Consider the following 25674-nt stretch of genomic DNA (forward strand, 5'->3'; position numbering starts at 1 on the left):
GAATCGCATTTATATAGCCGTTTTGGTAGCGTGATGACAAAAAGGAGTCAGGTCATGGGAGAACTTATTGTCGCTCAGGCAGGAAAACGGGCCATCCGCTTCGGCATTTGCCAACGCTGCCTCAGCACAGACGTCCGGACGTTCACTTGTCATCACGGAAGTTGTGCCTATTGTCGAAATTGTCTATACCTCGGGCGTGTCTGTCGCTGTGATTATCTAGAGGAGCGGGACATCACGACACCTCTCGAAACGACCGATTTGAAGATGCCGTTCGAGCTCGCTCCCGACCAAACACGGGTCGCAAATCAGCTGCTCACGTGGTGGGACGAGCGGAAGACGGGGCTCGTGCATGCAGTATGTGGCGCCGGGAAGACGGAGATGACGTTCCCGGTGATTGAGCGGGTCGTCAATGCAGGGAAGCGGGTATTGATCGTGTCCCCGAGGAAAGACGTCGCCATCGAATGGGTCGAACGGCTCGAACGAGCATTCACCGTGCCTGTCACGAGACGATACGGGGGAGGGGAGAAAGACTCCGTCGGGATGATCACGGTGGCGACCGCGCCGTTACTCATGAATGTTCGGGACGTCTTCGATTATGTGCTCGTCGATGAGTCCGATGCTTTCCCGTTTGCCTTTGACATCGCGTTATGGAATACGATTCGTCGGGTCGGGAGAGGTGTCTTCTTGTTCATCACGGCAACCCCGACCGTTTGGCAACAGATGTTTCCGACGGTTCATCTGTCGCGGCGCTATCACGGATTTGATTTGCCGGTCCCGACACTTGTCAAACAGTCCGACGAACGAATCGTAGAGTTCTGTCGACATCACGCCTTGAAACCACGTCTCTTTTTCGTGCCGACGAAACCTGATTTGGAGCGGTATCGCGAGATGTTAGAAGGTGCGGGACTCGCATGTCGGACGGTATCGGCTGAGACCGAGGAGCGGACTGACGCCCTTCACTGGCTCCAAGAGACGAAGGGCGTCGTCCTTGCGACCTCGATCTGGGAACGGGGGATGACGGTTCGGGACGTGCAGGTCGGGGTACTCGAGAGCGAGCATCGGCTCTTCTCGACACGGGGACTCATTCAGATGGCAGGACGGGCGGGGCGGAAACCGGAAGCGCCGACAGGAGAGGTCTGTTTCTTTTACAGGGAGCGGACGTTCCGTCAAGATGTTGCCATACGGAAGATCAAGGAGGCGAATCGGCGATGAGATGTCTTATTTGTCATGAGTCGATGACCGTCCCGTGGACTCCTGCCACATTATGGCGACGAGACTGGGTGTGTCCTTCTTGCGAGTCGAAACTGACGCCGCTCGGTACGGGTTGCCCGCGCTGCGGTCAACCGAATGAGACCGGTGAGACGTGTCCGGACTGCATCCGCTGGCTCGCGCTCGGTCTCGATTTGACCGTCCGTTGCCTGTACGCATACGATGAGGCAGGAATTGACTGGCTACATCGATTTAAATTCAGCGGGGACGTCGTCATCGCCTCATCGGTCGTGCCAGCGCTTCGGGCATCGCGTTCATCTGGCGTGACCTATGTTCCGGTCCCGTTGAGTAAGGAGCGACTTCAGACACGTCGCTTCAATCAGGCCGAGGTACTCGCGCGATGTATCGGTCCGACGCGACAGCTTCTCGAAAAAACGGAGGTTTCAAGTCAACGTGAACTCGGGAAAGAAGGAAGACGACACCGAACGAATCCTTTCACTGTACCAACTTCAGTGAAATGTGGGAAAATCATTCTTGTAGACGACGTCTATACGACGGGGACGACCCTTCATCAGGCGGCATTTTCGTTGCGACAGGCAGGTGCATCAGATGTTTCTGCGATTTGCTTATTTCGGGCGCTAAACAAATCGAAATCGCATCCGATATAAAGAGCAGAGGTGAAACCAATGGATGCAGCAACTTGCCAAATGTGTGGACGCTTGTTTATGAAGCAAAGCCGTTCACCGTACTGTCCATCATGTAGTGATGTCGACTTCCAAAACTTTTTGAAAGTCCGCGACTTCATTCGTGAGCCAGCCAACAAACAGACGACCATCGGAGCCCTCGTCGAAGCGACGGGCGTCTCTGAACTTGATATCACGCGATATATCCATGAAGGACGCTTGATCATCAAGGACAATCCGGCGCTTGCCATCAGCTGCGTCCGTTGTGGTCAACCGACGAACGAAGGAAAAATTTGTTCGAACTGCCAGAGAGATATGCAGAAGGAACTGTCCAGTCTACAGGAGAGCTTGACGAAACAATCAAGCATCCGCACTTATCGTTTGGATTAACATCATGAAGAGGGGGAAGACGCATGCGCATCGATTCAGCCAAGTGGGTACACTTACCGAACACTTATGAAAAGAAAACGCAAGTCGAACCGAAGCCCGCGCAATCACGCCAAACGGACCAATTGTCAATCTCGGCGGAAGCACGCGCCCGGTTTGAAGAACCGGTGAAACATCCGGACCGTCTCGCAAAAATCGACGCTTTGAAAGCAGAGATTGATGCGGGCACGTATTCACGGGACGCGCGCGAAATCGCTAAACGCTTTCTACAAGGATGAATGGAAGCGAGGTCCGTTTGAGGCCTTCGCACTGAATAACACGGCACGGAAGCTGACTAAATAAGGGGCACCCCTTTCTTTAGTCGGCTCTTTTTTTGAAAAAAGGAGAGACTCATGCTCACATTACATAAACGGTTACTCGAATTGGCTTACGCGAAAGAACAGCAACTCATTCAAAATGACATGGTGGCATTTAGCACGCTCGTCAAAGAAGAAGCGAAACTCGTTCGACAAATTTCACAAAAAGAAGCGGAACGACTTCAAGGGACGTATGAATTGGACGATGAAGAGATAGAGGAATTGAGACCGGTCTTGTTCGAGTTGAAGCGACAGAACGAATTGAACGCGACGCTACTCGAACAATCCCTTCGTTATATTACTTGGCATCTGGATATGCTCATGCCGGAAGCAGATGATTTTACATACGGACAACAAGCGTTCGAAACACGCTCGTTCAGCCGTGACGTTTAAGGAGGAAGTGGAATGGGTTCAACATTTATGGGATTAGAGACGGCACGCCGCAGTCTCTCGACACACCAATGGGCGCTTCAAGCGACCGGGAATAACGTGGCGAACGCCTCAAACCCTGGCTATTCACGGCAACGACTCACACTCGGGATGACCGAACAGCTCTCGGTCAACTTCGGCGGGACGAAAGCCGGACAATTCGGGACAGGTGTACGCGGGGAGACACTCGCCCGAATTCGCGATCTCATGATCGATCAACAGTATCGTGATGAGTCGGTGAAGAACGCCTTCTATGCGACGAAAGAAGCGGCGTTCGGCCGGATGGAAGACATCATCAACGAACCGTCTGAGAACGGACTCGCTAAATCGCTCGACTTGTTCTGGGCGTCACTTCAAGACTTGTCGGTTAACCCGGATGATACGGGTGCGCGAAGCGTGGTTCGGCAACGAGCGTTGACGTTGACACAAACGTTCAACTACATGTCTTCTTCGTTATCGAAAGTACAAGAAGACTTGAAAGCAGAAGCGGGCGTCGTCACGAAAAAAATCAACGACTTGTTGACGAAAATCGGTGACGTCAACCGTCAAATCGGGGACGCGGAACCGCTTGGGGTCTTACCGAACGAATTGTATGATGAGCGCGATCGTTATATGGACGAGTTGTCACAATATATCGAGTTCGAACGCGTCCCGGTTGATTACACAAACGGGGAGACACGCGGGAACTCGCAACGTGTCGCGGAAGGACGGATTGATATTCAGATTTCCGTACCAGGTGTCATTGATCCCTTAAATCCGAGCGCGCCGCCAAAACCTATCAAAGTGAAATTGGTCGATGGCATCACGGGTGGTGTCGGAGCAGTGACCGAGTCGACATACCGTGCGGCAGATGCTGCGACAACTAAGGCGATGCCCCTCAAAGACATGCCGAACGGTAAGCTGCGAGCACTTGTCGAAATGTATGGATCCACGTCGGGCGCAGAGGCGCATAAAGGTGAATTTGAACAAATGCTGTTGGATTTAGATGCCATGGCAAAAGAGTTCACGACGGCATTTAATGATTTGCATAAGACTTTTTACGATGGGAATGTTCAAGACAACCCTCGCCAAACCGGTATTGACTTCTTTTTTGGCAGCGATGCGAAGACCGTAACGGTCAATCCGACAATTTTAGAGAACTTGAACTTGATCGCCATCTCAAAAGACAAAAACATCGGAGACGGTAGCGGGGCTCTTGACTTGGCAAACTTAAAGAATGCGCAAATTGCGTTTTCAGGTGGTTCAGCTTTAGTTACCACGTCGATTGGTAAGTATTATCAGAACGTCATCGGGAACATGGCTGTCAAGGCGAGCCAGAACGGCAACCTCGCCAAGAGTACATTCGCTCTGTTAAGCAGTTCAGACCAGCGGCGTCAGTCGGTCAGTGCCGTCTCGCTCGATGAAGAGATGACGATGATGATCCAGTATCAGCACGCTTATAATGCAGCGGCCCGTAACATCACGGCCGTCGATGAAATGTTAGACAAAATCATTAACGGCATGGGTGTCGTAGGGAGGTAATGACTGATGCGTGTCACACAGACAATGCTCACACAGACGAACTTGAAGCATTTATCCAGTAGCTACAACACACTTGCTCGTGTCCAGGAACAACTCATCAGCGGGAAACGGATTCAAAAAGCATCAGAGGACCCAGTCGTCGCGATGCAAGGGATTCGTTACCGGACCGAAGTACGTGAAGTCGACCAATTCCGTCGTAACGTCAGCGAGGCGACGAGCTGGATGGATTTGACGGATTCGACGCTCAACGAAGTCACGGAAGCCGTCAAGCGGATTCGCGAATTGACGACGCAAGCGGCGAACGACACGTATGAATCGTCGCAGCGTGCCATCATCAAGAGTGAGGTCGATCAGTTGATCGAACATATCGGCTCTCTCGCCAACTCAAAGGCGGGTGAGAAGTATATTTACAACGGGACGAAAACGGATCAACCGCTCATTAATATCGCCAATCTAAAAGCGTATTTAGCAAGTACCGACCCGGCTGCGCCTGTGGCCGATATTTATGAGAGTGGTGCAGTTCCGACTGGTAGCGGTGAAATCAACTTTGAAGTGTCGAAAGGAATCACAGTTCAAGTCAATATGCAGCCGGAGACCATCTTCGGTGAAGAGTTGTTCAAAGGGTTGCGTGACTTGAGTTTGGCGCTTCAAGATTCGACGAAGACTGGCCAAGACTTCTCGGCAATGCTCGACACGCTCGACACACTCGGTCAAAACTTGATCACAGAGCGCGCCGAACTCGGGGCCCGTGCGAACCGTTTGGAGCTCGTCGACAACCGTTTACAAGACCATGAGATTATCGCCAAGACCATCATGTCTGATAATGAGGACATCGACGTGGAGAAAGTCATCATGGAACTGAAGTCACATGAGACCGTCCACCGTGCAGCCCTTTCTGCAGGTGCCCGCATTATCCAGCCGACGCTCCTCGACTTCTTGCGGTAATCGGTCATGAATCTCGCGAGACTTGAGATGCGGCAGACGTTTGCCGCGATCCAGATGACATCTAATCGACCCGTGCTCGAGATGCGTCAAGGGCGGGCTGACCTGTCGATCCAACAAGGTAAAGCCGAGATGACGCAACAGACGACACCGGGGAAGCTTGAGGTCGACTCATCGGTGGCGAGAAGTGAGAGCAACCTGAAAGGCGTGCTTGAACTCGGGAAATATCTCGGTCAGATGGGAGAGCAAGGGGCCCGTGAGGCGATGGCGAACATCGCCCGGGACGGCGACCGTATGATGCGGATCGAGAACGGGAATCCGATTCCATCGATGGCAGCGGAGAAGGTGAACGACCCATATCCGATCGTCGAGATGGGCTACATGCCAAAATCGATTGATCGTGTCAAGTTGACGTATACGCCGGCGGATGTGAAAATCGAGTGGAATATCACGCCACCCCAAATTGATGTATCGCTCACGCCAGCCGATATCTCGTTCACGCCATGGACGACGGACATCTCGCTCCGTCAACAGGCGTCACTCGAGATATGGCCGGTCGGTGGGATGTATGATGAAACGCGTTGAAAGTGAGGACAATCCATGTTCATTGAAACAGACTACTTTGGCAAGATTGAAATAAACGAAGCGGAGACGATCACGTTCGTCAGTGAGATTCCGGGGTTCCCGGATTCAAAGACGTTCGTGTTGATTCCGTATGGGGAGGATTTACCGTTCTGGTCGCTTCAGTCGATTGAGGAACAGGCATGCGCGTTCGTCGTGACGAACCCGTTTTGGCATAAGTCGGACTATGCGTTCGAATTGTCGGATGGCGCGAAAGACCAACTTGGGATCGAAGAGGCGGAACACGTCTCGGTCTACTCGATCGTCACGCTGCGTGAGCCGTTTGAATCGTCGACGCTCAATTTGAAGGCGCCGATCGTCATCGAGACGAAGGAACGTCGTGGGAAACAAGTCATCCTAGACGATGCGTATCCGGCCCGTTATCCGCTCGGCGGCACGAAAGCGGAGGTGCACTGATGCTCGTATTGAAACGAAAACAAGGTGAGGCCATCCATATCGGCGACGATGTGACGCTCACGGTACTCGCCATCGAAGGCGACCAAGTGAAGCTTGGGATTGATGCCCCGCGTCATATCGATATTCATCGTCATGAGGTGTACATTCAGATGCAGGAAGAGAACGAGTCGGCACGAAACAGTGCTAACTTGATGAAGCAGATGATTCAAAAGCAGTCGGAAGCGTGAGCTTTCGACTTTTTTCATGAATCCGGTAATTGATGGATGACAGCGCTCGATGGGTTGGGATAGGATGGAAACGTGAAAGGAAGGAGGGGAATCGGTGGAAACAGGTATTAATAGTTTTCTTATCAACATCAGTCTGATCTTTTTATTCATGTCACTCACATTCTATGTGATGCGGACGGTTTTACCGATTCAGCCGACTTCCCCGTTGTTCGTACGCTTTTGGTTTGGAGTCTCTAACGGATTGACGGCAATTCTCTTAACCATCAACTCCATCGAATTAGGGGATGCACGAATCGACCTTCGTCTCATCCCGATTGCCTTATCCGCAACGTTCGCTGGACCGTTCGGAGCTATCGTCACGCTCGGTCTGATCTTCATCGGACGCACGACGCTGCACGGAATGAGTGCTCCGTTCGTAGACTCGTTACTACTGTTATTTGTCTTCTTTTTATTTTCTCTTGTCATGACACGCTTACCGATTCGTCGAGGGAGAGGGTATGCCATCTACATCGGGTTAGGTGCGCTCCTCGTCTTGATTCAAGTGAGCGGCAGTGTGAATGAGACGGTCTTTATAAATGTATTTGTTCCTTATTTTCTCATGTTATCTTTTGGGGCCTGGCTCTGCTATTGGGCCGCAAAAAAGATTGAGACGCATCTATGGATGTTTCTCCTACATACGCACCGGGCGACCATTGATGAGTTGACGGGACTTCCGAACCGTTATCGGACGCTCGAACAGATGAACGATTTGGAAATGTCCGGGAAACCGTGGACGTTACTCGTTATCGACGTCGATCATTTTAAACAGTTGAACGATACATATGGGCACTTAGCAGGAGACGCAGCACTTCGTCATATCGGACAAACGTTGGAACGAAGCTGTCCGCCGTCTGGATTCGTCGGGCGATATGGTGGCGAAGAATTTTTGCTCGTCATTGAAGGGAGTGAAAGTATGGCGAAGGTGGCAGAAGACATCGTGCACATGGTACGGCACACGACATTCGAATTTCAAGGCGAAATCATTCCGATGACTATTTCAATCGGCGCGGCAATCGCTGGGCATGAGCCGAGCGTGGTCGTGTTTGAGCGGGCCGATAGGGCGTTATACGAAGCGAAACGAAATGGTCGGAATCAGGTCAAATTTGCGTAAAAATCCCCTATAACCGTTGGCGATGATGGTCCAGCGGTTATAGGGGATTTCACGTTTAGTGAATGTTTTTCTTCTTGAACTGACCGCCACGGACGTCGTGAATGTTGCCGATGGCGAGGAACGCTTTCTCGTCATAGTCATCGAGGATGTCTTTCAGTTTCGTCTCTTCGAGTCGACTGATGACCGTGAAGACGACTTTCTTCCCGTCACCCGTGTAGGCGCCTTCTCCATGAAGATACGTCACGCCACGACCGAGTCGGTCCATGATGGCCTGTCCGATATCGTCTGGTGCGGACGTGATGATCCACGCCGCTTTCGACTGGTCGATTCCTTCTAGGACGACATCGATCGTCTTGAAGGCGATGAAATAGGTGAGAAGGGAATACATGGCCCGGTCCCAACTGAAGACGAATCCGGCCGTCCCGAGGATGAAGATGTTGAAAAACATGACAATCTCCCCGACGGAGAACGGCAACCGGTTCGTGAAAGCGACGGCGAGGATTTCTGTTCCGTCGAGCGAGCCCCCGGCGCGGATGACGAGCCCGATTCCGGCACCGAGTAAGAAGCCACCGAAGACGGTCGACAAGAGGAGGTCGTCTGTGAACGGCTTGATGTCATGCAGGACGATGGTGAAGGCCGACATGAGCAGGATGGCCGTCAACGTGACGACGGCGAATGTCTTCCCGATTTGCCGATAGCCGAAGTAGATGAACGGTAAGTTGAAGAGGACGAGCCAAATCGCGAGTTTCGTCTCCGTCAAGTACGACACGATGATCGAGACACCGACGATACCACCGTCGATGATTTGATTCGGTACGAGGAACGCCTCCAAGCCGACGGCAAAGACGAGGGAGCCGAGCAGCAAAAGGACGACTTTTACAAACAGTTCGGACGCCTTGATCGGATTATGTTCACGCCTTAAGCGCTGCACTTCCTCCGGTGTCGGGGAAGGCATGGGTGTACGCTGCATACAGGATGCCCCCTTTCCATTTCTTTCAGTATACCAAATGATGCGAACCGACAATCATTTACGACAGAGAATCTGACATGAATATTCAGAATTGAGGGATGATTCCCGATAAATTATTTCGAAATCATTTTATGTTAAACTAACAAGGTTGTTGAACAATGGATGGAGGTCTATAGGATGAAGCGAGAAAACAAAACATGGTTGATGGCGTTCCAAATGGTCATGAACATCATCGGCGGACTCATCGCAGCATATGGATTGGAGTCCGTCCTCATTCCGAATAACGTGTCGGACGGAGGCGTCACCGGGATCAGTATCGTCGGGTCACAGCTGACGGGACTGCCACTCGGTATTTTCATCGGGGTATTGAATATTCCGTTTGTCTATCTCGGTTATAAACAGATCGGGAAGAGTTTCGCCATCCTCTCGGTTACCGGGATTGCGTCCTTGTCTGTCGGTACGGTCATCATGCACCACGTTCCGACCATCATCGAGGGGGACGCGCTCCTCATCACCGTAGTCGGTGGGATCATCCTCGGGTTCGGGATGGGGATTTCCCTTCGTAACGGGGGCGCGCTTGACGGTATCGATATGTTGGCGGTCCTCTTATCCCGTAAATTGCCGTTCGGGACGAGTGATTTGATCCTGTTTTTGAATACATTCGTCTTTATCGTCGTTTCGACGGTGTTCGGTCTTCAAGGAGCCGTCCTGTCCGCCATCGCCTACTTCATCGCCTCGAAAGTGATCCATATCGTGGAGGAGGGATTGAGCGGGGCGAAAACGTTCAAAATCATCACGAGTGAACCGCAGGAGATGGTCGAGACGATTCGGGACCGTCTCGGACGGAGCGCCACGTTGAATCAAATTCAAGGGGCGTATTCCAAAGAAAGTTATTACGAAATCACGTGTGTCATCAACCGGCTCGAAGAACGAAAAATCAAAGACATCATCGATGATGTCGACCCGAAAGCGTTCGTCGTCGTGTATGAGGTGACAGAGGTCAAAGGCGGGAACTTCCAAAAACGCGATATTCATTAACGGATGGCCAAAGGTCGTCCGTTTTTTTAACCTCTACACGTGTGAACCGACCAAGCAGGAAATCACATAGGGAAAGTGGAAGAAGTCGATGCTAGAGAAAGGGGAGGATTGGGAATGTACGCACTGATTGGAAAGCTTGTCACGAAAGCGGGGCAACGCGACAGACTCGTGGCGATTTTATCGGAAGCGGCGCGGGAGATGGAGGCGACATCGGACTGTGAATCGTATCGGGTCCACGTGTCGCTCGACGAAGCGAATACCGTGTTCGTCTATGAAGTATGGCGAAATGAAGAGGCGCATGCGGCGTCGTTGTCACTTGCTGAAGTGAGGGCATATATCGATCAGGCGAAGCCGATCCTTGAGCGAATGGAGCGGATCGCCGCGCTCGAACTCCGAACGTGACTGATATGGGATGATGAAGCGGATGGCGAAGCGCTGTCCGTTTTTTGCAGGAGAAATGGCAAAGTGTCGAGAACATGACAGGATTCGGAAAGGAGGGATCGCATGCGTCCACTCATACTCGGTGTCTTCGCCGCCTTGTTTTTTGCGAGCACGTTCGTGTTGAACGAAGTGATGCAAGTCGGGGGTGGCAGCTTTGCCTATAGTGCCTCGCTTCGCTTTTTATGGATGATCCCGTTATTGCTAGTTGTGGTCGCATTTCGTTGTGGACTCAAACGAGTCCTCTCGGCATTGAAAGCGAATCCTCGTCCATGGATGGTTTGGGGGACGGTCGGGTTCGGATTCTTTTATGTCCCGATTTGTCTCGCGGCCGAGGTCGCACCTCCGTGGCTGATCGCAGGCACGTGGCAAGTGACGATTGTCGCGGGGGCACTGTTGTCCCCACTCTTCAAGAAGGCAGACGGAACACGGGAGCGCATCCCGTGGCGCGGACTTCGCTTCTCGGTCTTGATTCTCGTTGGGGTCGTAATGATGCAAGTGGAGTTTTTCGAGTCATTCGAACCACGCTTCCTTTGGCTCGGGGTCGTGCCGGTCACCATCGCCGCGTTCGCCTATCCGCTCGGGAACCGGAAGATGATGCAACATACGGACCTCGACGTGTTCGAGCGAATCCTCGGGATGTGTCTCGGGTCGCTCCCGGTCTGGCTATTGTTGTTCGGGTACGGCTTGACGACGGGACGCCCCTCATCGAGTCAGCTCGGGCAGACGTTCCTCGTCGCCCTATTGTCCGGGGTTGTCGCGACCGTGCTCTTCTTCATGGCGACCGATTTCGTCAAACAGGACATGGGAAGACTGGCATCCGTCGAAGCGACGCAAGCGCTCGAAGTCCTGTTCGCGCTCATCGGGGAACTGGTCTTCCTGCATGCCGTCATGCCGTCGCCGATCGCCTTGTCCGGGATCGCGCTCGTCATGGTCGGGGTCGTCTTTCACAGTCGGAGTCAGTTTATGGAGCTCCCGACCGTCGTTCGACAAGAGGCATAAAAAATCCCCTCGCTCTTATGGACGAGGGGATTGTCATCAACTTGTTGTCAAACTGCCTTTGACTTTGTCATAGAAATCATCCATCATACCGGTACGACTACCGAGTTGGCAGATCAGTTCGAGCGTCTCTTTATAGAACTTCTTGACGAGCCCTTTATTTTTGACACCGTCCATCGAGGCGAGCGTCTGATCGAGATTCTCTAAAATCTCTTTGATTTGCGCGTCTGAGTCCGGTTTGACGACTGTCATGTTCTCAGGGATGCTGACGACTTTCTCTTGACCTTGGTGACGGAACGATGCACCGAAGCCAAGATTCTCGATGAAAAGGTGAGGCATCACTTTTTGACCGAAGAAATGCTTGTGCCAGTCCGTTGCTTTCATCGTGTCCATGTCCTGTTTGAACGTAGATGCCGTCGAGACATATTGTTTAAACAAATCCGTCATAAATTTCTCGATGACCGGGATTTGAAGGGCGAAGACGTTTTTCAAGAGCGCGTCCAGCTGAGCGCGCGTCAAAGTAGTTTCGTTAGACATGTCAGTTCCTCTTTTCTATAGTACGTTACTACCATCGTATGGGATTGACGGACACTCGTCAATGTAAGGGGAAACATTTTTTCAGAATATTTAATGAAAAGTCATCAACATGTGGGATAATCAAGTGAAGACATCAACAAGTGAGGAGTGGTTCTTGTGAACAAATCGATGAAGTGGGCGCTCGCGCTCGGGGTGACAGGTGCGTTGGTGGCAACGGTCGGTGTCGTCTCGTCCCGGGGACGGACAGAGGATACGACACAGACGATTCGTGACCGTGAGCTCGGTTATGAGATCGTCTTGCCATCAAAAATCGTCGAGGCGATTGAGCGGGGTGACGTCTATATCGAGAAGGCGCAGGACGTCGTCGACATCGGAGACACGAAGAGCTACGGTACGTTCGATTTATACTATAACGTCGAGGATGGGGACGACCAGCTCTTGTTCCACCTGGACTTGATCGACCGCGAATTGACGGAAGAGGCGTTCGCGACAGAAATCGGCTACGGCAACTACCTCGGGACGAACGACAAGACGTTCTTCTGGGTCGAACCGACAGAGGCCGTCCCAGGTGCGGAGGCACATACGGACGAGATTGCCGAGTTGATCGAGACACTCCCTGAGTTGGAGTTCCGGATGTTATAATATAGAAAGACTGTGGACGGCTGGATCGTTTGCAGTCTTTTTGGAATGGGTGGTCGTGTGCGAACGAGGAAACGGGATTATACGGAAGGATTGATCGTAGCCCTTCTGTTTATCGTTGCGATGTATGTATTTGATTTACCGAAACAAGAGAGCTTGATCACCTTGGCTGTCGTCATCGTCATCTTGGTGATGATGCGAGAAGTGACGCAACTTTTTCAGAATGAACGGAATGACTAAGAGACTGCTCGCTAAGGCGGGCTTTTTCCTTTGTGCTACAATAATACATGAGGTGATGTACATGAATTGGACAGTAGAAGAAGTGAGGCAAGCGGATGACGTCAAGGCGCTAGAACAGGCGGTCAACGCGAACGACAAGATTGACGTGAAAGTCGGGCATGAGTCGGTCGGACAGAACGACTATGCGGTATATGACGGAGAGGCGCTCGTCGGGTATCTCATGCTTTTCCCGTATCTCCCGAACGAGTATGAGGTGAACGCGCTCGTCCACCCGGAATACCGCAAGCAAGGTGTCTTCACGGCACTGCTTGAGACGGCGAAACAAGACGCGAAATTGAACGGTTGCGAAGCGTTCACGTTCGTCATCGACCGAAATTCAGCGTCCGGGAAAGCAGTGCTCGAGCATCTTCAGGCGGCGTATCAGTTCTCGGAATACAATCTCGTCTTGAAAAAAGCGGAACTCTTCTTGAAACCGGACGAGGTATCGCTACGTGAGGCGACAGCAGACGACCGTCCGCTCATCATTGCGACGCTCAGCGAGGCGTTCGGTGACCCGGTCGATGTGACGGAAAACATCTATCAACAAATCGACACACCGGACCGCGTGACGTATATCGGCGAAGTCGACGGCAAACCGGTCGGTGTCATCCGTGCCCTTCTCGTCGGGGACGACGCGGCTAGCATTCATGCGTTCGGGGTCAAAGCAGGCGAGCAAGGCAAAGGGTTCGGCACGAAAATGTTGAAACAGATGGTCCAACAACTGTTCCGCATGGGCCGGACGAAAGTCGAGCTCGATGTTGAGACGGAAAACAAGGCGGCGCTCGAGATTTATAAACGCGCCGGTTTTGCGGAGAATGGTGGCTATGAGTTTTACATGATTGAATTATGAGGTGAACCACATGGTGAAAAATCTGAAATGGCTCGGCGCGGCGTTTGAAGCCTTCCTCGGGATTCCGCTTCTCGGCGGTCTCTTCATCATCGGGATGGGCTATTCGCCCCTCGGTTTCATGTTCGTGTACCACGTGATCGTATTGATTCTTTCGTTCAGTCGATTGAATCGATTCTCTTACGGCGCGGCGGTCGGAATTGCGGCATCAATCCTCGGCTTCATTCCGTTTGTCGGGATGGTGCTACACTGGGCGGCTGCCATCACGCTCGCGATTGACGCGGCGACGACACCACGACGTGTGGCGCACGTCGAACGTGACGATGAAGCATTCTAACGAAACGTACTCCTTGACGGGGTACGTTTTTTCATTGACCAAACGTTCAACTGAAAACGCTGTACATTCATTGGAAATTGGACGATATAAGGAGTGATGAACACAATGAGGAGGAACAAACAGTGAAAGTATTTAAAAACTTTACGACGCAATTGCTCGCGTGGATTTTGGTCACGTCCTTTATCACGGGCGGAGCGGTCGGCTACATCACCCTATTACTCTTGACAGAACTCGAGATGGAACAAGGTCAAGTCATGCTCGTCGGTACGATCGTGGCATTACTCATCTCATCACTCGGCGGAATCGTCATTTACTTGATTGCCCGTCGTCCACTGAAAGCAGTCGAGATGGCTTCTGAAAAAGCAGTAGAAGTCGGGAATGGTGATTTGACGGTACACTTCGCAGACGAGAAGACGACGGATCGTTCAGAGATGGGACGTCTGCTCTTGTCGATGGACAACATGGTCGAACACCTTCGGGAACAAGGCACGAACATGCGTTACACGGCGGACCAATTGACAGGTTCGGCACAGGAAATCGCAGCGTCAGTTCAAGAAGGAAACGTGGCAGGCGAAAGTATTCGTTCTGCGATGGATTCTCTCAACAAAATGTTAGAAGACAACGTCAGTGCGACGTATAATTCGATGGACTTGCTCGGAGCGGTCGCGCGGACGATGGAGAGCATCCGCCAAGAGATGTCATCGGCGCTTGATTCGGCGAGTGAGATGCAACAGGAAGCAGAGAGCGGGAAAGGCCTTGCCTCGTCTTCGGTCAATGCGATGCATGCGATTGCTGGGAAAGTGGAGCAATCATCAACACTTAACAGCCAGTTGACGGAAATGACAGGCGAAATTTCACGGATCACGGATGTCATCAGTGACATCTCGGCACAGACGAACTTGCTTGCCTTGAACGCATCGATTGAAGCGGCACGTGCCGGAGAGCATGGGCGTGGATTCGCCGTCGTAGCGGCAGAAGTGAAAAAGCTCGCGGAACAAACGGCGAACTCGACTCAAGAAATCACGGACCTCATCGTAGATGTGAAGCGTCTCGTTGGCGATACATCGTCTTCTATGGCGAACGTCAAAGCGGAGGTGGAGACAGGTGTCGGCTTAGTTGAAAAAGCAGGCGGTGCGTTCGCATCGATCCACAATTCAGCGAATGAAGTGTATAGCCATGTCCATTCGGTCGATTCGCTCCTCGATGAGTCACGTGGTCAGATCGATTCGGTTGTGACAAACTCAGCAGGCATCGTTGGTATGGTCGAAGAGGCATCGCGTTATGCGAATGAAGTGACGTCAGCGGCGAGCCAGCAAGCGGCTAGTCTTGGTGAGGTGAACGGGGCGATGACAGAGCTCGTTCGCGTCGCGGAAAGTTTGCAGAATGAGACGGAACAGATGAAGGTGGAAGTGTAAGAGATAAGAGGAGACGTCCCAGTGATGGGGCGTTTTTTCTATGCAAAAGTAAGAATCTACAGGTTTTGAATAGAAAGTTGAAAAAAAGACTAAACAGATACGAGATGACTCCGATATAGAGTATGGAAACGATAAAACGTTCCAAAAAATGCAAGGTGAGGGGCCGGCCTAAACCTTGCATGCTCGGACAAAAGGATTTGGAAGAGCGGAAAAACTTTAAACCTATGGAGGGAAATTACAATGATTATTAACCACAACCTTAACGCTATGAATGCCAACCGTAATATGGGATTCAACACATCGCAAACTGGTAAAGCAATGGAAAAATTGTCTTCGGGTCTCCGAATTAATCGTGCTGGAGACGATGCAGCAGGTCTTGCGATTTCTGAAAAAATGCGAGGACAAATTCGCGGTTTAGATCAAGCAACACGTAACTCACAAGATGCAATCTCTCTCATCCAAACTGCTGAAGGCGCTTTGAATGAAACTCACTCTATCCTTCAACGGATGCGTGAATTATCTGTTCAATCTTCAAACGATACAACAACTGATGCTGATCGAAATGAAATTCAAAAAGAAGTTTCTCAATTAAAATCAGAAGTTGATAGAATTTCTAACACAACAGAGTTCAACACTAAAAAATTGTTAGACGGTAGTGTAGCCAAAAATGCAAATTCTACATCGAGCTTTGCTAATACAGGTCTAACAGGTGTAAAAGTCAGTAACGATGATTTAAAAGCAGACACGTATACGGTGGCAGTTGCTGCTGGAGCAACTGAAGTATTTACTGAAATTAGTGACACTACAGATGTCACTGGTATTGCTATTACTGGTGGATCAACAGTTGAAATGGGTAATTATACTTTAGAAGCAAAGACTAATAGTGGAGATAACACTCAACTTGATTATCTTTTGAAGGATGCAAACGGTAAAGAATTAGCAACTGTCACGGCAGCAAAATCAGCTACAACTGTAGCTATCGGTGGATTTGACTTCACTGTTCCAGATTCAAGTGGTGGAACAACTGGAGAAGGTACACTTAAGTTTAGTGTGGGGCAATCAGCTACATTTACTGTCACTGATTCAACTGGTACTACTGTTGGTACTACTACTTTAACTAATGATACTTCTGGAAAAGTGAATGTTGGGGGATTAGAGTTTACTTTTAACTCGGATTTAGCTGCCGGAACTAATGATGCAGATATTAAAATCCAGGATAATTCTCTTGAGTTCCAAATTGGGGCAAATGAAAATCAAACTGTAAAATTAGCTTTAGGTGACATGGACACAGCAGGACTTAATATTGCTGATCTTGATGTATCAAATAAAACTGGTGCACAGGTTGCAATTACAAAATTAGATGCAGCTATTCAATCAGTTTCTGGAGAGCGTTCGAAGTTAGGTGCAAACCAAAATCGTCTCGAACACACGATTAACAACTTAAGCACATCTGCTGAAAACCTCCAAGCCGCTGAATCACGTATTCGTGACGTAGATATGGCAAAAGAGATGATGAACTTCACGAAGAACAACATCCTCAACCAAGCTGCGCAAGCAATGTTAGCTCAAGCAAAATCACAACCAGAAGCGGTTCTGCAACTCCTTCGGTAAGATTTTACGGGCGTCTTATCTGGTGACGGATAAGAATATAACTGGGTGAATTGCTGGAACTCCTTAGAGCCCTCCTTACGACAACGTGACTGGAAACGGTGAGCGTGAACGTTTGAAAAAAGGAAGGGATTGGACAATCAGCAGCCAAGCATCTGTCAGGAAACTGTGATGAAGGTTCAACGACTAGGATGAACGACCTACCGACTCTATTGTCCACGGTTATGAGATCCGTACTTCGTAAACGGCGAGGGAAGTGCCCAGCCCCTATTTTACAATATTGATAATTTGTATATTGGAATTGTAAAAGGGTGAAGATATAGTCTGGACCATATTGAAAAATATGGGCATCTGCAAGCAAATCAACAGCCTCAGGCTGTACTTCAATTGCTCCGTTAATATAGCAATTGAGCACTTGATCGTTATACTAAAAACCGTGGAGCTTATGCTTCACGGTTTTTCACATCTTGCCACTTATAAACGACGGACCAATACGTTCGATTTAAGCGTTGGGCAATTTCTTTGTCTGTCACACCCTGTTGTTTCCATTCAATCAGTGATGTGACTTCGTCATGACTATAAGGTCTTGCAGGGATTGAGACGCGGATCGTGTAGTCAGGGTGTGTTTGTTTGTAGTGATCCACCTCAGCGTCTAAACGGTTTTGCCATGACAACTTATACATAAAGTCCGGAAGTTCAGCTTGGTAAGGTTGAAGTAAATTTAAAATATCAAAGGTATCCGTCACTTTTGTCGTCTTTAAGTAATAACCAGTGCCGCTTGGAGTTCCAGACGTACGAACGTTGATGTTGTAATGGTCTCTCATCCATTCCGCGAGCTGCTCTAATTGTTCTTTCGAAAAGGCTTGTAAATAGAGAGCGATATGTGGTGTGAATTGAATTTCCTTCTTCTTATGGTTGAATCGTTTACTGAGAAGCAGAGAGCCGTCGTCTAAATAAAGTGTCAGTATACACGCTGGATGATAAATATCTTTTAGTAATTCGAATGGGATATGCTTTTTATTATTTGGATAAAAGAGAGGAAAAAGTCTTGTCATGAGTGGGATAGATCGTGACACTAAATTATTTCCACGTAAGTATAGTAAGTCTGGAAGTTTTCGCTGTTTCCACTCTCGATAACTCAATTGACCTAAACTAAAATGTTCCCGGTAACTATTGTTGATTCTTCTATCATACGCATAACACTTTGTAATTTCCCCATCCCCCAAAATACTAGCAACCAAAATAGCGACTTGTTCTTCTGATAGCCCTTCCCAGTCCATGACGTGTCTCTCCTTCATCAATTTTTTTACCTTTCTTAAGTTATTCCCGATTTATTTGAATAGCCTGAGTCATTAATTTATCGGCTCACATCCAATTTTTTATTGACATGTCGATAAGTAGAACGAGACGATGATTTCTGATTGGAGAAACTATTAACAGAATTAGAAGTTGTATCTTTCGAACAAAAGCGATTAGCCGAATTAAAAGATTTGCTTCGAACGATGCAATCGATTGTATATGAAGCAATCATGAGTGATGAAAAAAGACTACTTACAAAAGCAATTTACAGACCTACAAGCACACGTGAAATTTCTTGAAGCTGGAAAACGATAACGAATTGATTAAACTACTATAAAAATCATGCTTTTTAACCGATAAAGACCATGAGAACAATTATAAGAGGAGTAGACCCATATGAACCCGACCATTTCAGAAGTCCGGCTTCACCTACCTTCTTCCGTCTTGCCGTATGAACAAACGAAAAACGTGTTCGTCGAAGCGAATCAAGCGAAACTCGCCGACGAAGGCATCGTCATTCTTCCGACGCCTCAACACGTTACCAAGCTAGAGGCGGCCGTCGAGAAGGCGAATCAAGTCCTAGAACAACAGCGTACAGGTTTAAAATTTATGAAGCATGAAAAATTGAACGACTATTATATTCAAATCGTGGATACAAACAATGAAGTCATCCGCGAAATCCCGAGCAAGAAGTCACTCGATTTCTTCGCAGCGTTCATGGAGTTCAATCATCTCTTTGACGAACGGGTATAAAGGAGGATTCTCATGACGACACCGATCCGATTTGGCGGACTCGCCAGTGGAATCGATACAGATACGATTATCAAGCAATTGATGCAGGCCGAGCGTGCTCCAGTCGATAAACTGGAACAGAAGAAACAAACGACGGAATGGAAACGCGATGCGTATCGTGAAATTAACCGCTCGCTTATGACTTTACGAAATAGTGCGGTCGACTTGATGTTTAGTCGAAATTTCTATGCGAAGACGTCTAGTTCATCGGATGAGTCACGCGTTTCGGTTGTGACAGGCCCATCAAGTGGAAATAGCGCAATACGCATCGATTCAGTCGAACGATTAGCAACTTCAGCATCTACTTTAATCGACACTGTAGATCGAAATAGTCAGAAGTTAACAGCTGCAACAAAAATATCAGATTTAAATGGACTAGTTGTTGGTCAAAAACGAGTTCATCAGGATACAGCTGGCACAGAAATGAACTTAGCCAAAGGTTTAGATTTTATGGATGCTAGTGTCGTATTAAAAGATCAAGCAGGCAATGCGTTAAACAAAGCAGATTTTGCGTATGATGCGGCAACAGGCAAACTGACTGCTACGAATACAACCACATATGTGGATGGTGTCATTCCTAAAGGAGTGGTGGTAGAGTATACGCAAGGTACTGGTTATGAAATCGGATTTAAGTCATCGACGACGGGCGCACATAAAACCATTCAACTTTCTGCAGATGCAACTGTACAAGATTTAATCAATCAATTGAATGGAAAAGATACGGGTCTTTCAGCTTTCTTCGAACCCGTCAGTGGGAAAATTTCGATTTCGACAAAAGAAACAGGGGAAGCTGCGACAATCGATTTTGATGCTGAAACGCGAATTGCATTGAATTTGAGTACAGCACCGATTGGAACAGACGCAAAATTTAAAGTAAACGGCATTGAAGTGACGCGATCATCCAATACAACTACTTTTGACAATATGACAATCACTTTGAAAGCGGAGTTCCCGACTACTCAAAATCCAACGGCAGGACCGGTTACCCTCTCCGCTGCCACGGACACACAAAAAGTCTTTGACAACATCAAAGGATTCGTCGATAAATACAATGAGACGATTGATCTCATGAACAAGAAGACGCGCGAAGAACGATTCCGCTCGTTCGCACCGCTCACGCAAGCACAGCGCGATGAGTTGTCGGAAGATGAAATCAAGAAGTGGGAAGAGAAAGCGATGAGTGGGATGCTCCGCGGGGATATAATCCTTCGAGGGACGATGGATACGCTTCGTAGCAAATGGTCAGGCGCAACATCGAGCACAAATGATTTAGATATGTCTCGCTTGTTCCAAATCGGTCTCTCGACCGGATCAGACTTCACGAACGGCGGAAAGATTGAGCTGAATGAAGAGAAGTTAAAAGCCGCCATCGAGAAAGACCCGGAACAAGTATACAAGCTCTTCACGGATGAAGAGACGGGACTCCTTCCGCAAATCCGTGACACTGCGAAAGACTCACGTGAGACGATTACGCGCATCGCCGGTGCGGACGGTGCTGGTGCTCCGACGTATTCAATGGGCCGCGAGATGACGCAGATGGATACGCGAATCAAACGACTAAACGATTTACTCATCGATAAAGAAAACGCCTACTACCGTCGCTTCGCTGCGATGGAAACGGCGATGAACCAGGCGAACTCGCAAGCCGCTTCACTTCAACAGTTTTTAGGCGGAGGCATGTAAGAGGAGGAATTTAAATGGTAGCCAATCCATACGCAGCTTATCAAAACAACGCGGTCACGACCGCGAACCCACAGGAACTGACGCTTATGCTTTATGACGGGGCGCTCAAGTTCATGCGCCTCGCCAAGCTTGCAATCGACCAGGGCAACCCTGATTTAAAGAACATCAACATCCAAAAGACGCAAGCCATCTTCCAAGAGCTTCGTCTCACACTCAATAAAGATATCGCCATCTCGGCGAACTTGGATTCACTCTATGACTACATGTGGCGCCGCCTCGTCGATGCGAACGTCAAGAACGATACGACCATCCTCGACGAAGTGCTCGACTTCACGACGGAACTCCGTGACACGTGGAAGGAAGCGATGAAACTCGCGAAGCAGTCATGAGACCGATTGATGAGATCATCTTAAAGACACAGCGTTTAAAAGAGTTGCTGGCGAAAGTTCCGGAAGAGCCGACGTATGACACGTGGATGGAACAAATCCATGAGCTCTTGGACGACCGCGAACAGTTGCTCGCGGCGCACGGTCCTGATCTGGAGAAAGCCGATCAGACGGTCCTTCGGCAGCTCGTCGACGACAGTCAAAAGATCGCCCGTCTCATTGAAGCCGAACACCAGCGCCTCGGGATGACGCTCGGGACAGCCCGGATGGAACGAAAGACGGTCAAATCGTATGTCGACCCATATGAAGACGTCGATTCTAACTTTTCCGGTCTATTTGACCAACAGACGTAAAAAGCTCGAGGGCATATGCCTTCGAGCTTTTGTGTTAAGAGGCTTTGACTTGTCGACGCATCCGGATGATGAAATAAGAAGCGGTAAATAAAATCAGACCACTCACCGTGAAGTTTAAATAGAGACGTGCGGCATCTTGAAGCGATGTGATTGGCGTAGATCGACCGAACCAGAGAAGTGGTAGGATTGTCACGTGCATAACGCTCCAATGAATGAAGATTTGTTTCTTGAACGACCACTGTTGGACTTCATAAATAACGCTTGTGAGCCCGAGGAAGAAGGCAACCCCTGCGTAGACGAGCATTGCGTGTACGGCGTCTGTGTTACCTGACCAACTTTGATAGAGAGCGAGGATCGCGAATGGCAGCGACCAAATGAGACTCCGTAGTATTGCTTTTTTCAATAATTGCATATGAATCTTCCTTCCATTAATTCGTTGTATCTGTATACGCGTATGTAAGGGAAAAGTTTTATCTGAGGAGTAGAGGTGAAATGAAGTCTGTTTTCCGCTATAATCGGGTAAACATCAATGTAGCCGTTGCTTCTTTTCTGGAAAGAGGAGGGAAACGAGATGCGTGAGAAAGAGTCCAACCCGGTATCGTCACGGAAGCGCCGTTATTTCGTCTATGGTCCAGAGGGAGCGTACGATGAATACGTCGAACGGGACCCAAAACTCGAAGCGTACGTCGAGGACGATACGCCGTTTGAGGATCGCCCCGACCCATACGAGGAAGAAGAGCTGAAATCAAGAGGATAAGCATACGTGTCAAGGTTCTATTACGGACCTTGGCTTTTATTTTACCTGGAACTTTTTCTTAATACTGTACCGTCTGTCAATTCGTTATATTCGTCTTAACCACATCACTTTGATTTTGGAAAGGGAGAGATGAAGATGAACATGAAACGATTTGGCTTACTGGTGGCGGTACCGCTCGCACTACTTGTCGGTTGCGGGGAAGCAGACGAACTGAAGACGACAGCCACGGATACGGAAGAAGTGGCAGAAGCGGAAGCGAGTACGGCTGAAGAATCATCAACTGAAGAAACGGACGTTCAAGAAAGTGAACTCGGCACAAATAAGATTTATATGAAGAATAAGGCGCTCACGATCACGGAAACGATGGGACCGATCCAGTTCGCGATCGACAAGGTACAGACGTCACGCCTCACGGTCGCGGAAGCTTATCGAGACTCATTCGATGGACAAGAAGAGGTGACGGTCGTCGCGATGAACATGATTGTTGAGAACACGGTCGACGAGACGATGAGCTTCCATCCGAACCAGGCGACACTGGTGACGAACACAGGGGAGCAGGTGTCTTCAGACTTATGGTTCTCAGATGACGTCGGTGGAGAATTTTTAGGAAAGGTGAAGAAAGAAGGGAACGTCCTCTTCTTCGTGAAAGCAAAACCAGAAGAGCTGACGGACTTGAAAGTCGTCATCGATGGACCGTTTGACGAGAACTTCGACAAAGTGGCAGAAGACCGCTACGAATATACAATTAACGTGACGAAATAAGAGTAGGCGTGCCGAATAAAATCGGTACGCCTACTCTCATGGTTGATTATTACTACACAATAAGCATAGCGAACATACGAAGGGATTCTCATAATTTGAGAGTTCCTTGTATCTTAATTTTTTCATTTTGCAACATCTTAATTCTTAATGGGTACATATAAATCGACTTTAGATTTTCCGTCGGGATCTTCAGCTGGATTGTTCAAATTGAACTCCAAGGTATTTCTAGATTCGTCCACTGAATATTCGCGTTCTGGTAACCATTCTTCCAAAATATATTTATACGTCTCACTCAGTTTTTCTGGAGTATCGTAGAAATGGTGCACGATGTATTGACCACCTTCTAGCTTTTTAAATTGTATCTCCCCGTGTCCTGTTTTATCAAAGTTTTTAGGAACTGTGACACAAGCATCATGTCTACATTCATGAGGATCAACATCGTTCGGATTATCTAATGAAATACCGATAAATTGACTTGATGGAGGGTAAAGGTTGTGTTCCGTCGCCCAATGTATTAATTTCCCCCAATGCTCCTGTGGTTCAAAATAGCTACCCGTACGTCTGATAAATGCAATTTCAGTCTCAGGCAATTGCTTTAAAGTCATATCCATTTTGTAACCCCCATTAAAGTTGATTGATTCAATTGTCTTGATCTCCAAAAAAGTGCTTCATTGAAATAATATCTCGATGAAGTGTTGCAACAGGAATGTTATTTACGCTGATGCGGCAACGGAATCGACAACACGTCCCAGTCACTTCCGGCAAATAGCTTCGACAGATAGACGACTTGTCCGACATGATACCCATAATGCGACACTTGACGTTCAATCGCGTCAATCACGGAATGGGCTTCCCCGCGAATCATCACGTTCTTCCCTAAGTCATCTTGTGTCAGATCGGCTAAGACGTCATCCAACAGTTGCCATCGCTCATCCCATACTTTCATGAGTTCTTCACAGGACAGTTGCTGGTCCTCGAACTCAGCGTCGCGATTGCGGTCCGGCTTTTCGCCATCCGTCGTCAAGAAATCGGTCCAACGTGACTTCATATTGTTCGCCATGTGCTGAATGATCAGAGCGAGGGAGAGCGTATCCGGTGCAAGTGTCTTATGCAGGTCCTCTTCACTCACTTGGACGAGCGCTCGCTCAGCGAGTTGTTTCTGACTTTTAAACGTCGCACGGACGGTATCGAGATATTGCGTTTCAAACATGAAAAGCTCCTCCTCTTCGTATGTATCTGCTTTGAATATACCTCATATCTATCCCACTAAAAATTAAATTAATGTTATAACAATTGAGATTCCAAGTGATACATCCTGCAAGACGTCACCGCATCGTCGACATGAGGGCACTGGGTAGTCATTGTTGTGTAGATCTCTTATTCATCAATTGTGTCGATTGCGTTTGTCCGTGAGTGGATGAGCGCGATTTTTTGTATGCAAAAAGTGTGAGACACGAGGTCCCACACTTCTGATTACGCATGTTCCAATCGAAACTCTTCCCAATGATCGCGGGCCTGGTTCCGAATCCGCTCCGATACTTCCTTACTGCTCAAGAGAATCCCGTACCAGCGACGCGCATCCTCGTAGTAGTCGAGCGCGGCCGAGAGGTCGGCAATCCGTAGCATAAGTTGATCGTACGGTAATCCGGTCCGTATCGGGTCCGTATACGCTTCTTGTACCTCATTGTATTTATCGAGCGTCCGCTGCATCCATTCCTTCTCAGACGCCGTATCCCCAATCAACCGATACATCCATACAATCCGCATCCCGAGCATGGCGACGACGGAAGGTTTCTGTCCGCTCAACTGGGCCGTCATGACGGCGAACTTATAGAGGAGGATGACGTGCTCATACGAGCGGTCACCTTTCAACACATCTGGATTCACTTGATTGAAGTAGTGCGTCTCGAGTGCTTCCCGGTTATGTTTGCGCACCTTGTCGAACGAGTCATGAAAGACGAGGTGACAATGGTCGCAGACGGTCGGTTCGTATAAATACGGGTTTGGTCCGTCATACGTCGTGTAACCATCCTTCTCGACCTCGAGCGGACGGATGTGACGTGATAAGACACGGTTCGTCTTACTTTCCTGTAAACAATACGGACATTTGACTTTCTTCAAAAATAAATGTTCTGCCATCTCGACACCTCACACATAGACGTTGACGAGCAGTCCGCGAATCTCACCGACCTGGTCGAGTAAGGAGAGGCGAGAGGCTTCTCCTGAGATGACCTGATCCGTCAGCGCGAGGAGTTTTTGGTCGACTTGTTCGACGACCTTATAAATCTTCGCGCGGCCGCGGCGATTGAATCCACGTTTGTCCTCGAGACGGAGTGCCGCGTCAACGGCCTCTTTCATAAAGTCTTTAATCATTTGTTTGTAGTCGGCGAGCGCCTCGACGGTCTGACTCTCGGCGAGCAGTTCTCCTTGTTCATGGATCGCGGCGATTTGACGTTTGAAGCGTTCGTATTCCCGGTCTTCGCGCTTCTGACCGATCACATTTTGGAAGGAGACACCGGGTTCGACTTCGGCGCGCTTTGCCTTACTTGAGCCGAGGAGCGATTGCGTCTCCATGATGCGACGAATGTCCATA

General features: G+C 49.1%; 35 protein-coding genes. 27 read left to right on the top strand and 8 right to left on the bottom strand.

The features are described from left to right. Positions 1-54 precede the first annotated feature (54 nt). The 11 genes from KNO70_RS03120 to KNO70_RS03170 all read left to right on the top strand — a co-directional run bounded on the left by KNO70_RS03120 (position 55) and on the right by KNO70_RS03170 (position 7942). On the top strand, positions 55-1212 hold the full coding sequence (locus tag KNO70_RS03120) for a DEAD/DEAH box helicase family protein (protein WP_214730398.1): 1158 nt from the start codon (positions 55-57) through the stop codon (positions 1210-1212). Then, on the top strand, positions 1209-1877 hold the full coding sequence (locus tag KNO70_RS03125) for a ComFC family protein (RefSeq protein WP_214730399.1): 669 nt from the start codon (positions 1209-1211) through the stop codon (positions 1875-1877). Before KNO70_RS03120 ends, KNO70_RS03125 begins: the two co-directional genes overlap by 4 nt. Before the next feature lie 57 nt (positions 1878-1934). Beyond that, positions 1935-2282, top strand: a complete 348-nt coding sequence (locus KNO70_RS03130; RefSeq protein ID WP_251025516.1) for a flagellar protein — start codon at positions 1935-1937, stop codon at positions 2280-2282. Between the two features lie 23 nt (positions 2283-2305). Then, positions 2306-2557 carry a flagellar biosynthesis anti-sigma factor FlgM gene (locus KNO70_RS03135; protein ID WP_012726982.1) on the top strand — a complete coding sequence of 84 codons (252 nt, stop codon included), beginning with the start codon at positions 2306-2308 and terminating at the stop codon, positions 2555-2557. A 114-nt stretch (positions 2558-2671) separates the two neighbouring features. Then, a complete protein-coding gene (gene flgN / locus KNO70_RS03140; protein WP_074036203.1) occupies positions 2672-3028 on the top strand; it encodes a flagellar export chaperone FlgN in 357 nt (118 codons plus the stop codon). 12 nt (positions 3029-3040) lie between these two features. Continuing rightward, the gene (gene flgK / locus KNO70_RS03145; RefSeq protein ID WP_214683825.1) at positions 3041-4585 is read left to right on the top strand and encodes a flagellar hook-associated protein FlgK; all 1545 of its coding nucleotides are present in this window, start codon (positions 3041-3043) and stop codon (positions 4583-4585) included. 6 nt (positions 4586-4591) lie between these two features. Beyond that, entirely contained in the window at positions 4592-5530 is a 939-nt protein-coding gene (gene flgL / locus KNO70_RS03150; RefSeq protein ID WP_214730400.1) for a flagellar hook-associated protein FlgL, read from the top strand. Positions 5531-5536: 6 nt separating this feature from the next. Next, positions 5537-6112 carry a DUF6470 family protein gene (locus tag KNO70_RS03155; protein ID WP_214687244.1) on the top strand — a complete coding sequence of 192 codons (576 nt, stop codon included), beginning with the start codon at positions 5537-5539 and terminating at the stop codon, positions 6110-6112. A gap of 15 nt (positions 6113-6127) precedes the next feature. Beyond that, complete coding sequence (gene fliW / locus KNO70_RS03160; RefSeq protein ID WP_214687242.1) at positions 6128-6565, top strand: flagellar assembly protein FliW; 438 nt, start codon at positions 6128-6130, stop codon at positions 6563-6565. Continuing rightward, positions 6565-6792: a carbon storage regulator CsrA gene (gene csrA, locus KNO70_RS03165; protein ID WP_012726976.1), complete on the top strand. Its 228-nt coding sequence runs from the start codon at positions 6565-6567 to the stop codon at positions 6790-6792. Before fliW ends, csrA begins: the two co-directional genes overlap by 1 nt. Before the next feature lie 94 nt (positions 6793-6886). Continuing rightward, positions 6887-7942, top strand: a complete 1056-nt coding sequence (locus tag KNO70_RS03170) for a GGDEF domain-containing protein (RefSeq protein ID WP_214730401.1) — start codon at positions 6887-6889, stop codon at positions 7940-7942. Positions 7943-7997: 55 nt separating this feature from the next. Here KNO70_RS03170 and KNO70_RS03175 read toward each other — a convergent pair whose 3' ends face one another. Beyond that, positions 7998-8912, bottom strand: a complete 915-nt coding sequence (locus KNO70_RS03175) for a YitT family protein (protein WP_078147345.1) — start codon at positions 8910-8912, stop codon at positions 7998-8000. A 177-nt stretch (positions 8913-9089) separates the two neighbouring features. Between KNO70_RS03175 and KNO70_RS03180 the strand changes: the two genes are divergently transcribed. The 3 genes from KNO70_RS03180 (at position 9090) to KNO70_RS03190 (ending at position 11390) form a co-directional block, all read left to right on the top strand. Next, positions 9090-9950, top strand: a complete 861-nt coding sequence (locus KNO70_RS03180) for a YitT family protein (RefSeq protein WP_214687237.1) — start codon at positions 9090-9092, stop codon at positions 9948-9950. A gap of 114 nt (positions 9951-10064) precedes the next feature. Further along, the gene (locus tag KNO70_RS03185) at positions 10065-10352 is read left to right on the top strand and encodes a putative quinol monooxygenase (protein ID WP_031422801.1); all 288 of its coding nucleotides are present in this window, start codon (positions 10065-10067) and stop codon (positions 10350-10352) included. Between the two features lie 102 nt (positions 10353-10454). After that, a complete protein-coding gene (locus KNO70_RS03190) occupies positions 10455-11390 on the top strand; it encodes a DMT family transporter (RefSeq protein ID WP_214730402.1) in 936 nt (311 codons plus the stop codon). Between the two features lie 36 nt (positions 11391-11426). On the opposite strand, the gene KNO70_RS03195 is transcribed toward KNO70_RS03190, so the two are convergent. Continuing rightward, entirely contained in the window at positions 11427-11924 is a 498-nt protein-coding gene (locus tag KNO70_RS03195) for a hypothetical protein (RefSeq protein ID WP_031422805.1), read from the bottom strand. Between the two features lie 156 nt (positions 11925-12080). On the opposite strand from KNO70_RS03195, the gene KNO70_RS03200 reads away from it, so the two are divergent. The 6 genes from KNO70_RS03200 to KNO70_RS03225 all read left to right on the top strand — a co-directional run bounded on the left by KNO70_RS03200 (position 12081) and on the right by KNO70_RS03225 (position 17052). Beyond that, positions 12081-12566: a hypothetical protein gene (locus KNO70_RS03200; protein WP_214730403.1), complete on the top strand. Its 486-nt coding sequence runs from the start codon at positions 12081-12083 to the stop codon at positions 12564-12566. A 57-nt stretch (positions 12567-12623) separates the two neighbouring features. Beyond that, on the top strand, positions 12624-12803 hold the full coding sequence (locus KNO70_RS03205; protein ID WP_214811221.1) for a hypothetical protein: 180 nt from the start codon (positions 12624-12626) through the stop codon (positions 12801-12803). Positions 12804-12864: 61 nt separating this feature from the next. Continuing rightward, the gene (locus KNO70_RS03210) at positions 12865-13692 is read left to right on the top strand and encodes a GNAT family N-acetyltransferase (protein WP_214730405.1); all 828 of its coding nucleotides are present in this window, start codon (positions 12865-12867) and stop codon (positions 13690-13692) included. A 10-nt stretch (positions 13693-13702) separates the two neighbouring features. Continuing rightward, positions 13703-14026, top strand: coding sequence for a hypothetical protein (locus KNO70_RS03215; protein ID WP_214730406.1), 324 nt, complete (start codon positions 13703-13705; stop codon positions 14024-14026). A 122-nt stretch (positions 14027-14148) separates the two neighbouring features. Then, complete coding sequence (locus tag KNO70_RS03220; RefSeq protein ID WP_214730407.1) at positions 14149-15441, top strand: methyl-accepting chemotaxis protein; 1293 nt, start codon at positions 14149-14151, stop codon at positions 15439-15441. A 240-nt stretch (positions 15442-15681) separates the two neighbouring features. Next, positions 15682-17052, top strand: a complete 1371-nt coding sequence (locus KNO70_RS03225; RefSeq protein WP_214687221.1) for a flagellin N-terminal helical domain-containing protein — start codon at positions 15682-15684, stop codon at positions 17050-17052. Between the two features lie 440 nt (positions 17053-17492). Here KNO70_RS03225 and KNO70_RS03230 read toward each other — a convergent pair whose 3' ends face one another. Beyond that, positions 17493-18329 (bottom strand): endonuclease, encoded by an 837-nt coding sequence (locus tag KNO70_RS03230; RefSeq protein WP_214687219.1) that lies wholly within the window; start codon positions 18327-18329, stop codon positions 17493-17495. A 141-nt stretch (positions 18330-18470) separates the two neighbouring features. Between KNO70_RS03230 and KNO70_RS03235 the strand changes: the two genes are divergently transcribed. The 5 genes from KNO70_RS03235 (at position 18471) to fliT (ending at position 21562) form a co-directional block, all read left to right on the top strand. After that, complete coding sequence (locus tag KNO70_RS03235) at positions 18471-18647, top strand: hypothetical protein (RefSeq protein WP_214687217.1); 177 nt, start codon at positions 18471-18473, stop codon at positions 18645-18647. Between the two features lie 97 nt (positions 18648-18744). Then, the gene (locus tag KNO70_RS03240) at positions 18745-19101 is read left to right on the top strand and encodes a flagellar protein FlaG (RefSeq protein WP_214687215.1); all 357 of its coding nucleotides are present in this window, start codon (positions 18745-18747) and stop codon (positions 19099-19101) included. 12 nt (positions 19102-19113) lie between these two features. Beyond that, entirely contained in the window at positions 19114-20823 is a 1710-nt protein-coding gene (fliD, locus tag KNO70_RS03245; protein WP_214687213.1) for a flagellar filament capping protein FliD, read from the top strand. Between the two features lie 14 nt (positions 20824-20837). After that, complete coding sequence (fliS, locus tag KNO70_RS03250) at positions 20838-21212, top strand: flagellar export chaperone FliS (RefSeq protein WP_012726961.1); 375 nt, start codon at positions 20838-20840, stop codon at positions 21210-21212. Next, positions 21209-21562, top strand: coding sequence for a flagellar protein FliT (gene fliT, locus KNO70_RS03255; RefSeq protein WP_012726960.1), 354 nt, complete (start codon positions 21209-21211; stop codon positions 21560-21562). Before fliS ends, fliT begins: the two co-directional genes overlap by 4 nt. Before the next feature lie 34 nt (positions 21563-21596). Here fliT and KNO70_RS03260 read toward each other — a convergent pair whose 3' ends face one another. Continuing rightward, positions 21597-21974 (bottom strand): DUF3021 family protein, encoded by a 378-nt coding sequence (locus KNO70_RS03260; RefSeq protein WP_214687211.1) that lies wholly within the window; start codon positions 21972-21974, stop codon positions 21597-21599. Between the two features lie 159 nt (positions 21975-22133). Between KNO70_RS03260 and KNO70_RS03265 the strand changes: the two genes are divergently transcribed. After that, positions 22134-22319 (top strand): hypothetical protein, encoded by a 186-nt coding sequence (locus tag KNO70_RS03265; protein WP_214687210.1) that lies wholly within the window; start codon positions 22134-22136, stop codon positions 22317-22319. 135 nt (positions 22320-22454) lie between these two features. Beyond that, positions 22455-23081: a DUF4352 domain-containing protein gene (locus tag KNO70_RS03270; RefSeq protein WP_214687209.1), complete on the top strand. Its 627-nt coding sequence runs from the start codon at positions 22455-22457 to the stop codon at positions 23079-23081. Between the two features lie 137 nt (positions 23082-23218). On the opposite strand, the gene KNO70_RS03275 is transcribed toward KNO70_RS03270, so the two are convergent. From KNO70_RS03275 to KNO70_RS03290, 4 genes are all read right to left on the bottom strand, one after another. Continuing rightward, the gene (locus tag KNO70_RS03275; protein ID WP_214730408.1) at positions 23219-23692 is read right to left on the bottom strand and encodes an AraC family transcriptional regulator; all 474 of its coding nucleotides are present in this window, start codon (positions 23690-23692) and stop codon (positions 23219-23221) included. 98 nt (positions 23693-23790) lie between these two features. Next, positions 23791-24291: a DUF1572 family protein gene (locus KNO70_RS03280; protein WP_214811223.1), complete on the bottom strand. Its 501-nt coding sequence runs from the start codon at positions 24289-24291 to the stop codon at positions 23791-23793. A 263-nt stretch (positions 24292-24554) separates the two neighbouring features. Beyond that, a complete protein-coding gene (locus KNO70_RS03285) occupies positions 24555-25220 on the bottom strand; it encodes a DUF2225 domain-containing protein (protein WP_214687206.1) in 666 nt (221 codons plus the stop codon). A gap of 9 nt (positions 25221-25229) precedes the next feature. Further along, positions 25230-25673 carry a YaaR family protein gene (locus tag KNO70_RS03290; protein ID WP_214687204.1) on the bottom strand — a complete coding sequence of 148 codons (444 nt, stop codon included), beginning with the start codon at positions 25671-25673 and terminating at the stop codon, positions 25230-25232. Between the last annotated feature and the right edge of the window lies 1 nt (position 25674).

Origin of the sequence: Exiguobacterium sp. s181 (genome assembly GCF_018617125.1) — a bacterium.
GTDB lineage: Bacteria > Bacillota > Bacilli > Exiguobacteriales > Exiguobacteriaceae > Exiguobacterium > Exiguobacterium profundum.

Coding starts and splice junctions, on each gene's coding strand:
- KNO70_RS03120 (WP_214730398.1), top strand. CDS start 55: ATGGGAGAACTTATTGTCGCTCAGGCAGGAAAACGGGCCATCCGCTTC.
- KNO70_RS03125 (WP_214730399.1), top strand. CDS start 1,209: ATGAGATGTCTTATTTGTCATGAGTCGATGACCGTCCCGTGGACTCCT.
- KNO70_RS03130 (WP_251025516.1), top strand. CDS start 1,935: ATGAAGCAAAGCCGTTCACCGTACTGTCCATCATGTAGTGATGTCGAC.
- KNO70_RS03135 (WP_012726982.1), top strand. CDS start 2,306: ATGCGCATCGATTCAGCCAAGTGGGTACACTTACCGAACACTTATGAA.
- flgN (WP_074036203.1), top strand. CDS start 2,672: ATGCTCACATTACATAAACGGTTACTCGAATTGGCTTACGCGAAAGAA.
- flgK (WP_214683825.1), top strand. CDS start 3,041: ATGGGTTCAACATTTATGGGATTAGAGACGGCACGCCGCAGTCTCTCG.
- flgL (WP_214730400.1), top strand. CDS start 4,592: ATGCGTGTCACACAGACAATGCTCACACAGACGAACTTGAAGCATTTA.
- KNO70_RS03155 (WP_214687244.1), top strand. CDS start 5,537: ATGAATCTCGCGAGACTTGAGATGCGGCAGACGTTTGCCGCGATCCAG.
- fliW (WP_214687242.1), top strand. CDS start 6,128: ATGTTCATTGAAACAGACTACTTTGGCAAGATTGAAATAAACGAAGCG.
- csrA (WP_012726976.1), top strand. CDS start 6,565: ATGCTCGTATTGAAACGAAAACAAGGTGAGGCCATCCATATCGGCGAC.
- KNO70_RS03175 (WP_078147345.1), bottom strand. CDS start 8,912: ATGCAGCGTACACCCATGCCTTCCCCGACACCGGAGGAAGTGCAGCGC.
- KNO70_RS03180 (WP_214687237.1), top strand. CDS start 9,090: ATGAAGCGAGAAAACAAAACATGGTTGATGGCGTTCCAAATGGTCATG.
- KNO70_RS03185 (WP_031422801.1), top strand. CDS start 10,065: ATGTACGCACTGATTGGAAAGCTTGTCACGAAAGCGGGGCAACGCGAC.
- KNO70_RS03190 (WP_214730402.1), top strand. CDS start 10,455: ATGCGTCCACTCATACTCGGTGTCTTCGCCGCCTTGTTTTTTGCGAGC.
- KNO70_RS03195 (WP_031422805.1), bottom strand. CDS start 11,924: ATGTCTAACGAAACTACTTTGACGCGCGCTCAGCTGGACGCGCTCTTG.
- KNO70_RS03210 (WP_214730405.1), top strand. CDS start 12,865: ATGAATTGGACAGTAGAAGAAGTGAGGCAAGCGGATGACGTCAAGGCG.
- KNO70_RS03215 (WP_214730406.1), top strand. CDS start 13,703: ATGGTGAAAAATCTGAAATGGCTCGGCGCGGCGTTTGAAGCCTTCCTC.
- KNO70_RS03225 (WP_214687221.1), top strand. CDS start 15,682: ATGATTATTAACCACAACCTTAACGCTATGAATGCCAACCGTAATATG.
- KNO70_RS03230 (WP_214687219.1), bottom strand. CDS start 18,329: ATGGACTGGGAAGGGCTATCAGAAGAACAAGTCGCTATTTTGGTTGCT.
- KNO70_RS03240 (WP_214687215.1), top strand. CDS start 18,745: ATGAACCCGACCATTTCAGAAGTCCGGCTTCACCTACCTTCTTCCGTC.
- fliD (WP_214687213.1), top strand. CDS start 19,114: ATGACGACACCGATCCGATTTGGCGGACTCGCCAGTGGAATCGATACA.
- fliS (WP_012726961.1), top strand. CDS start 20,838: ATGGTAGCCAATCCATACGCAGCTTATCAAAACAACGCGGTCACGACC.
- fliT (WP_012726960.1), top strand. CDS start 21,209: ATGAGACCGATTGATGAGATCATCTTAAAGACACAGCGTTTAAAAGAG.
- KNO70_RS03260 (WP_214687211.1), bottom strand. CDS start 21,974: ATGCAATTATTGAAAAAAGCAATACTACGGAGTCTCATTTGGTCGCTG.
- KNO70_RS03265 (WP_214687210.1), top strand. CDS start 22,134: ATGCGTGAGAAAGAGTCCAACCCGGTATCGTCACGGAAGCGCCGTTAT.
- KNO70_RS03270 (WP_214687209.1), top strand. CDS start 22,455: ATGAACATGAAACGATTTGGCTTACTGGTGGCGGTACCGCTCGCACTA.
- KNO70_RS03275 (WP_214730408.1), bottom strand. CDS start 23,692: ATGGATATGACTTTAAAGCAATTGCCTGAGACTGAAATTGCATTTATC.
- KNO70_RS03280 (WP_214811223.1), bottom strand. CDS start 24,291: ATGTTTGAAACGCAATATCTCGATACCGTCCGTGCGACGTTTAAAAGT.
- KNO70_RS03285 (WP_214687206.1), bottom strand. CDS start 25,220: ATGGCAGAACATTTATTTTTGAAGAAAGTCAAATGTCCGTATTGTTTA.
- KNO70_RS03290 (WP_214687204.1), bottom strand. CDS start 25,673: ATGGACATTCGTCGCATCATGGAGACGCAATCGCTCCTCGGCTCAAGT.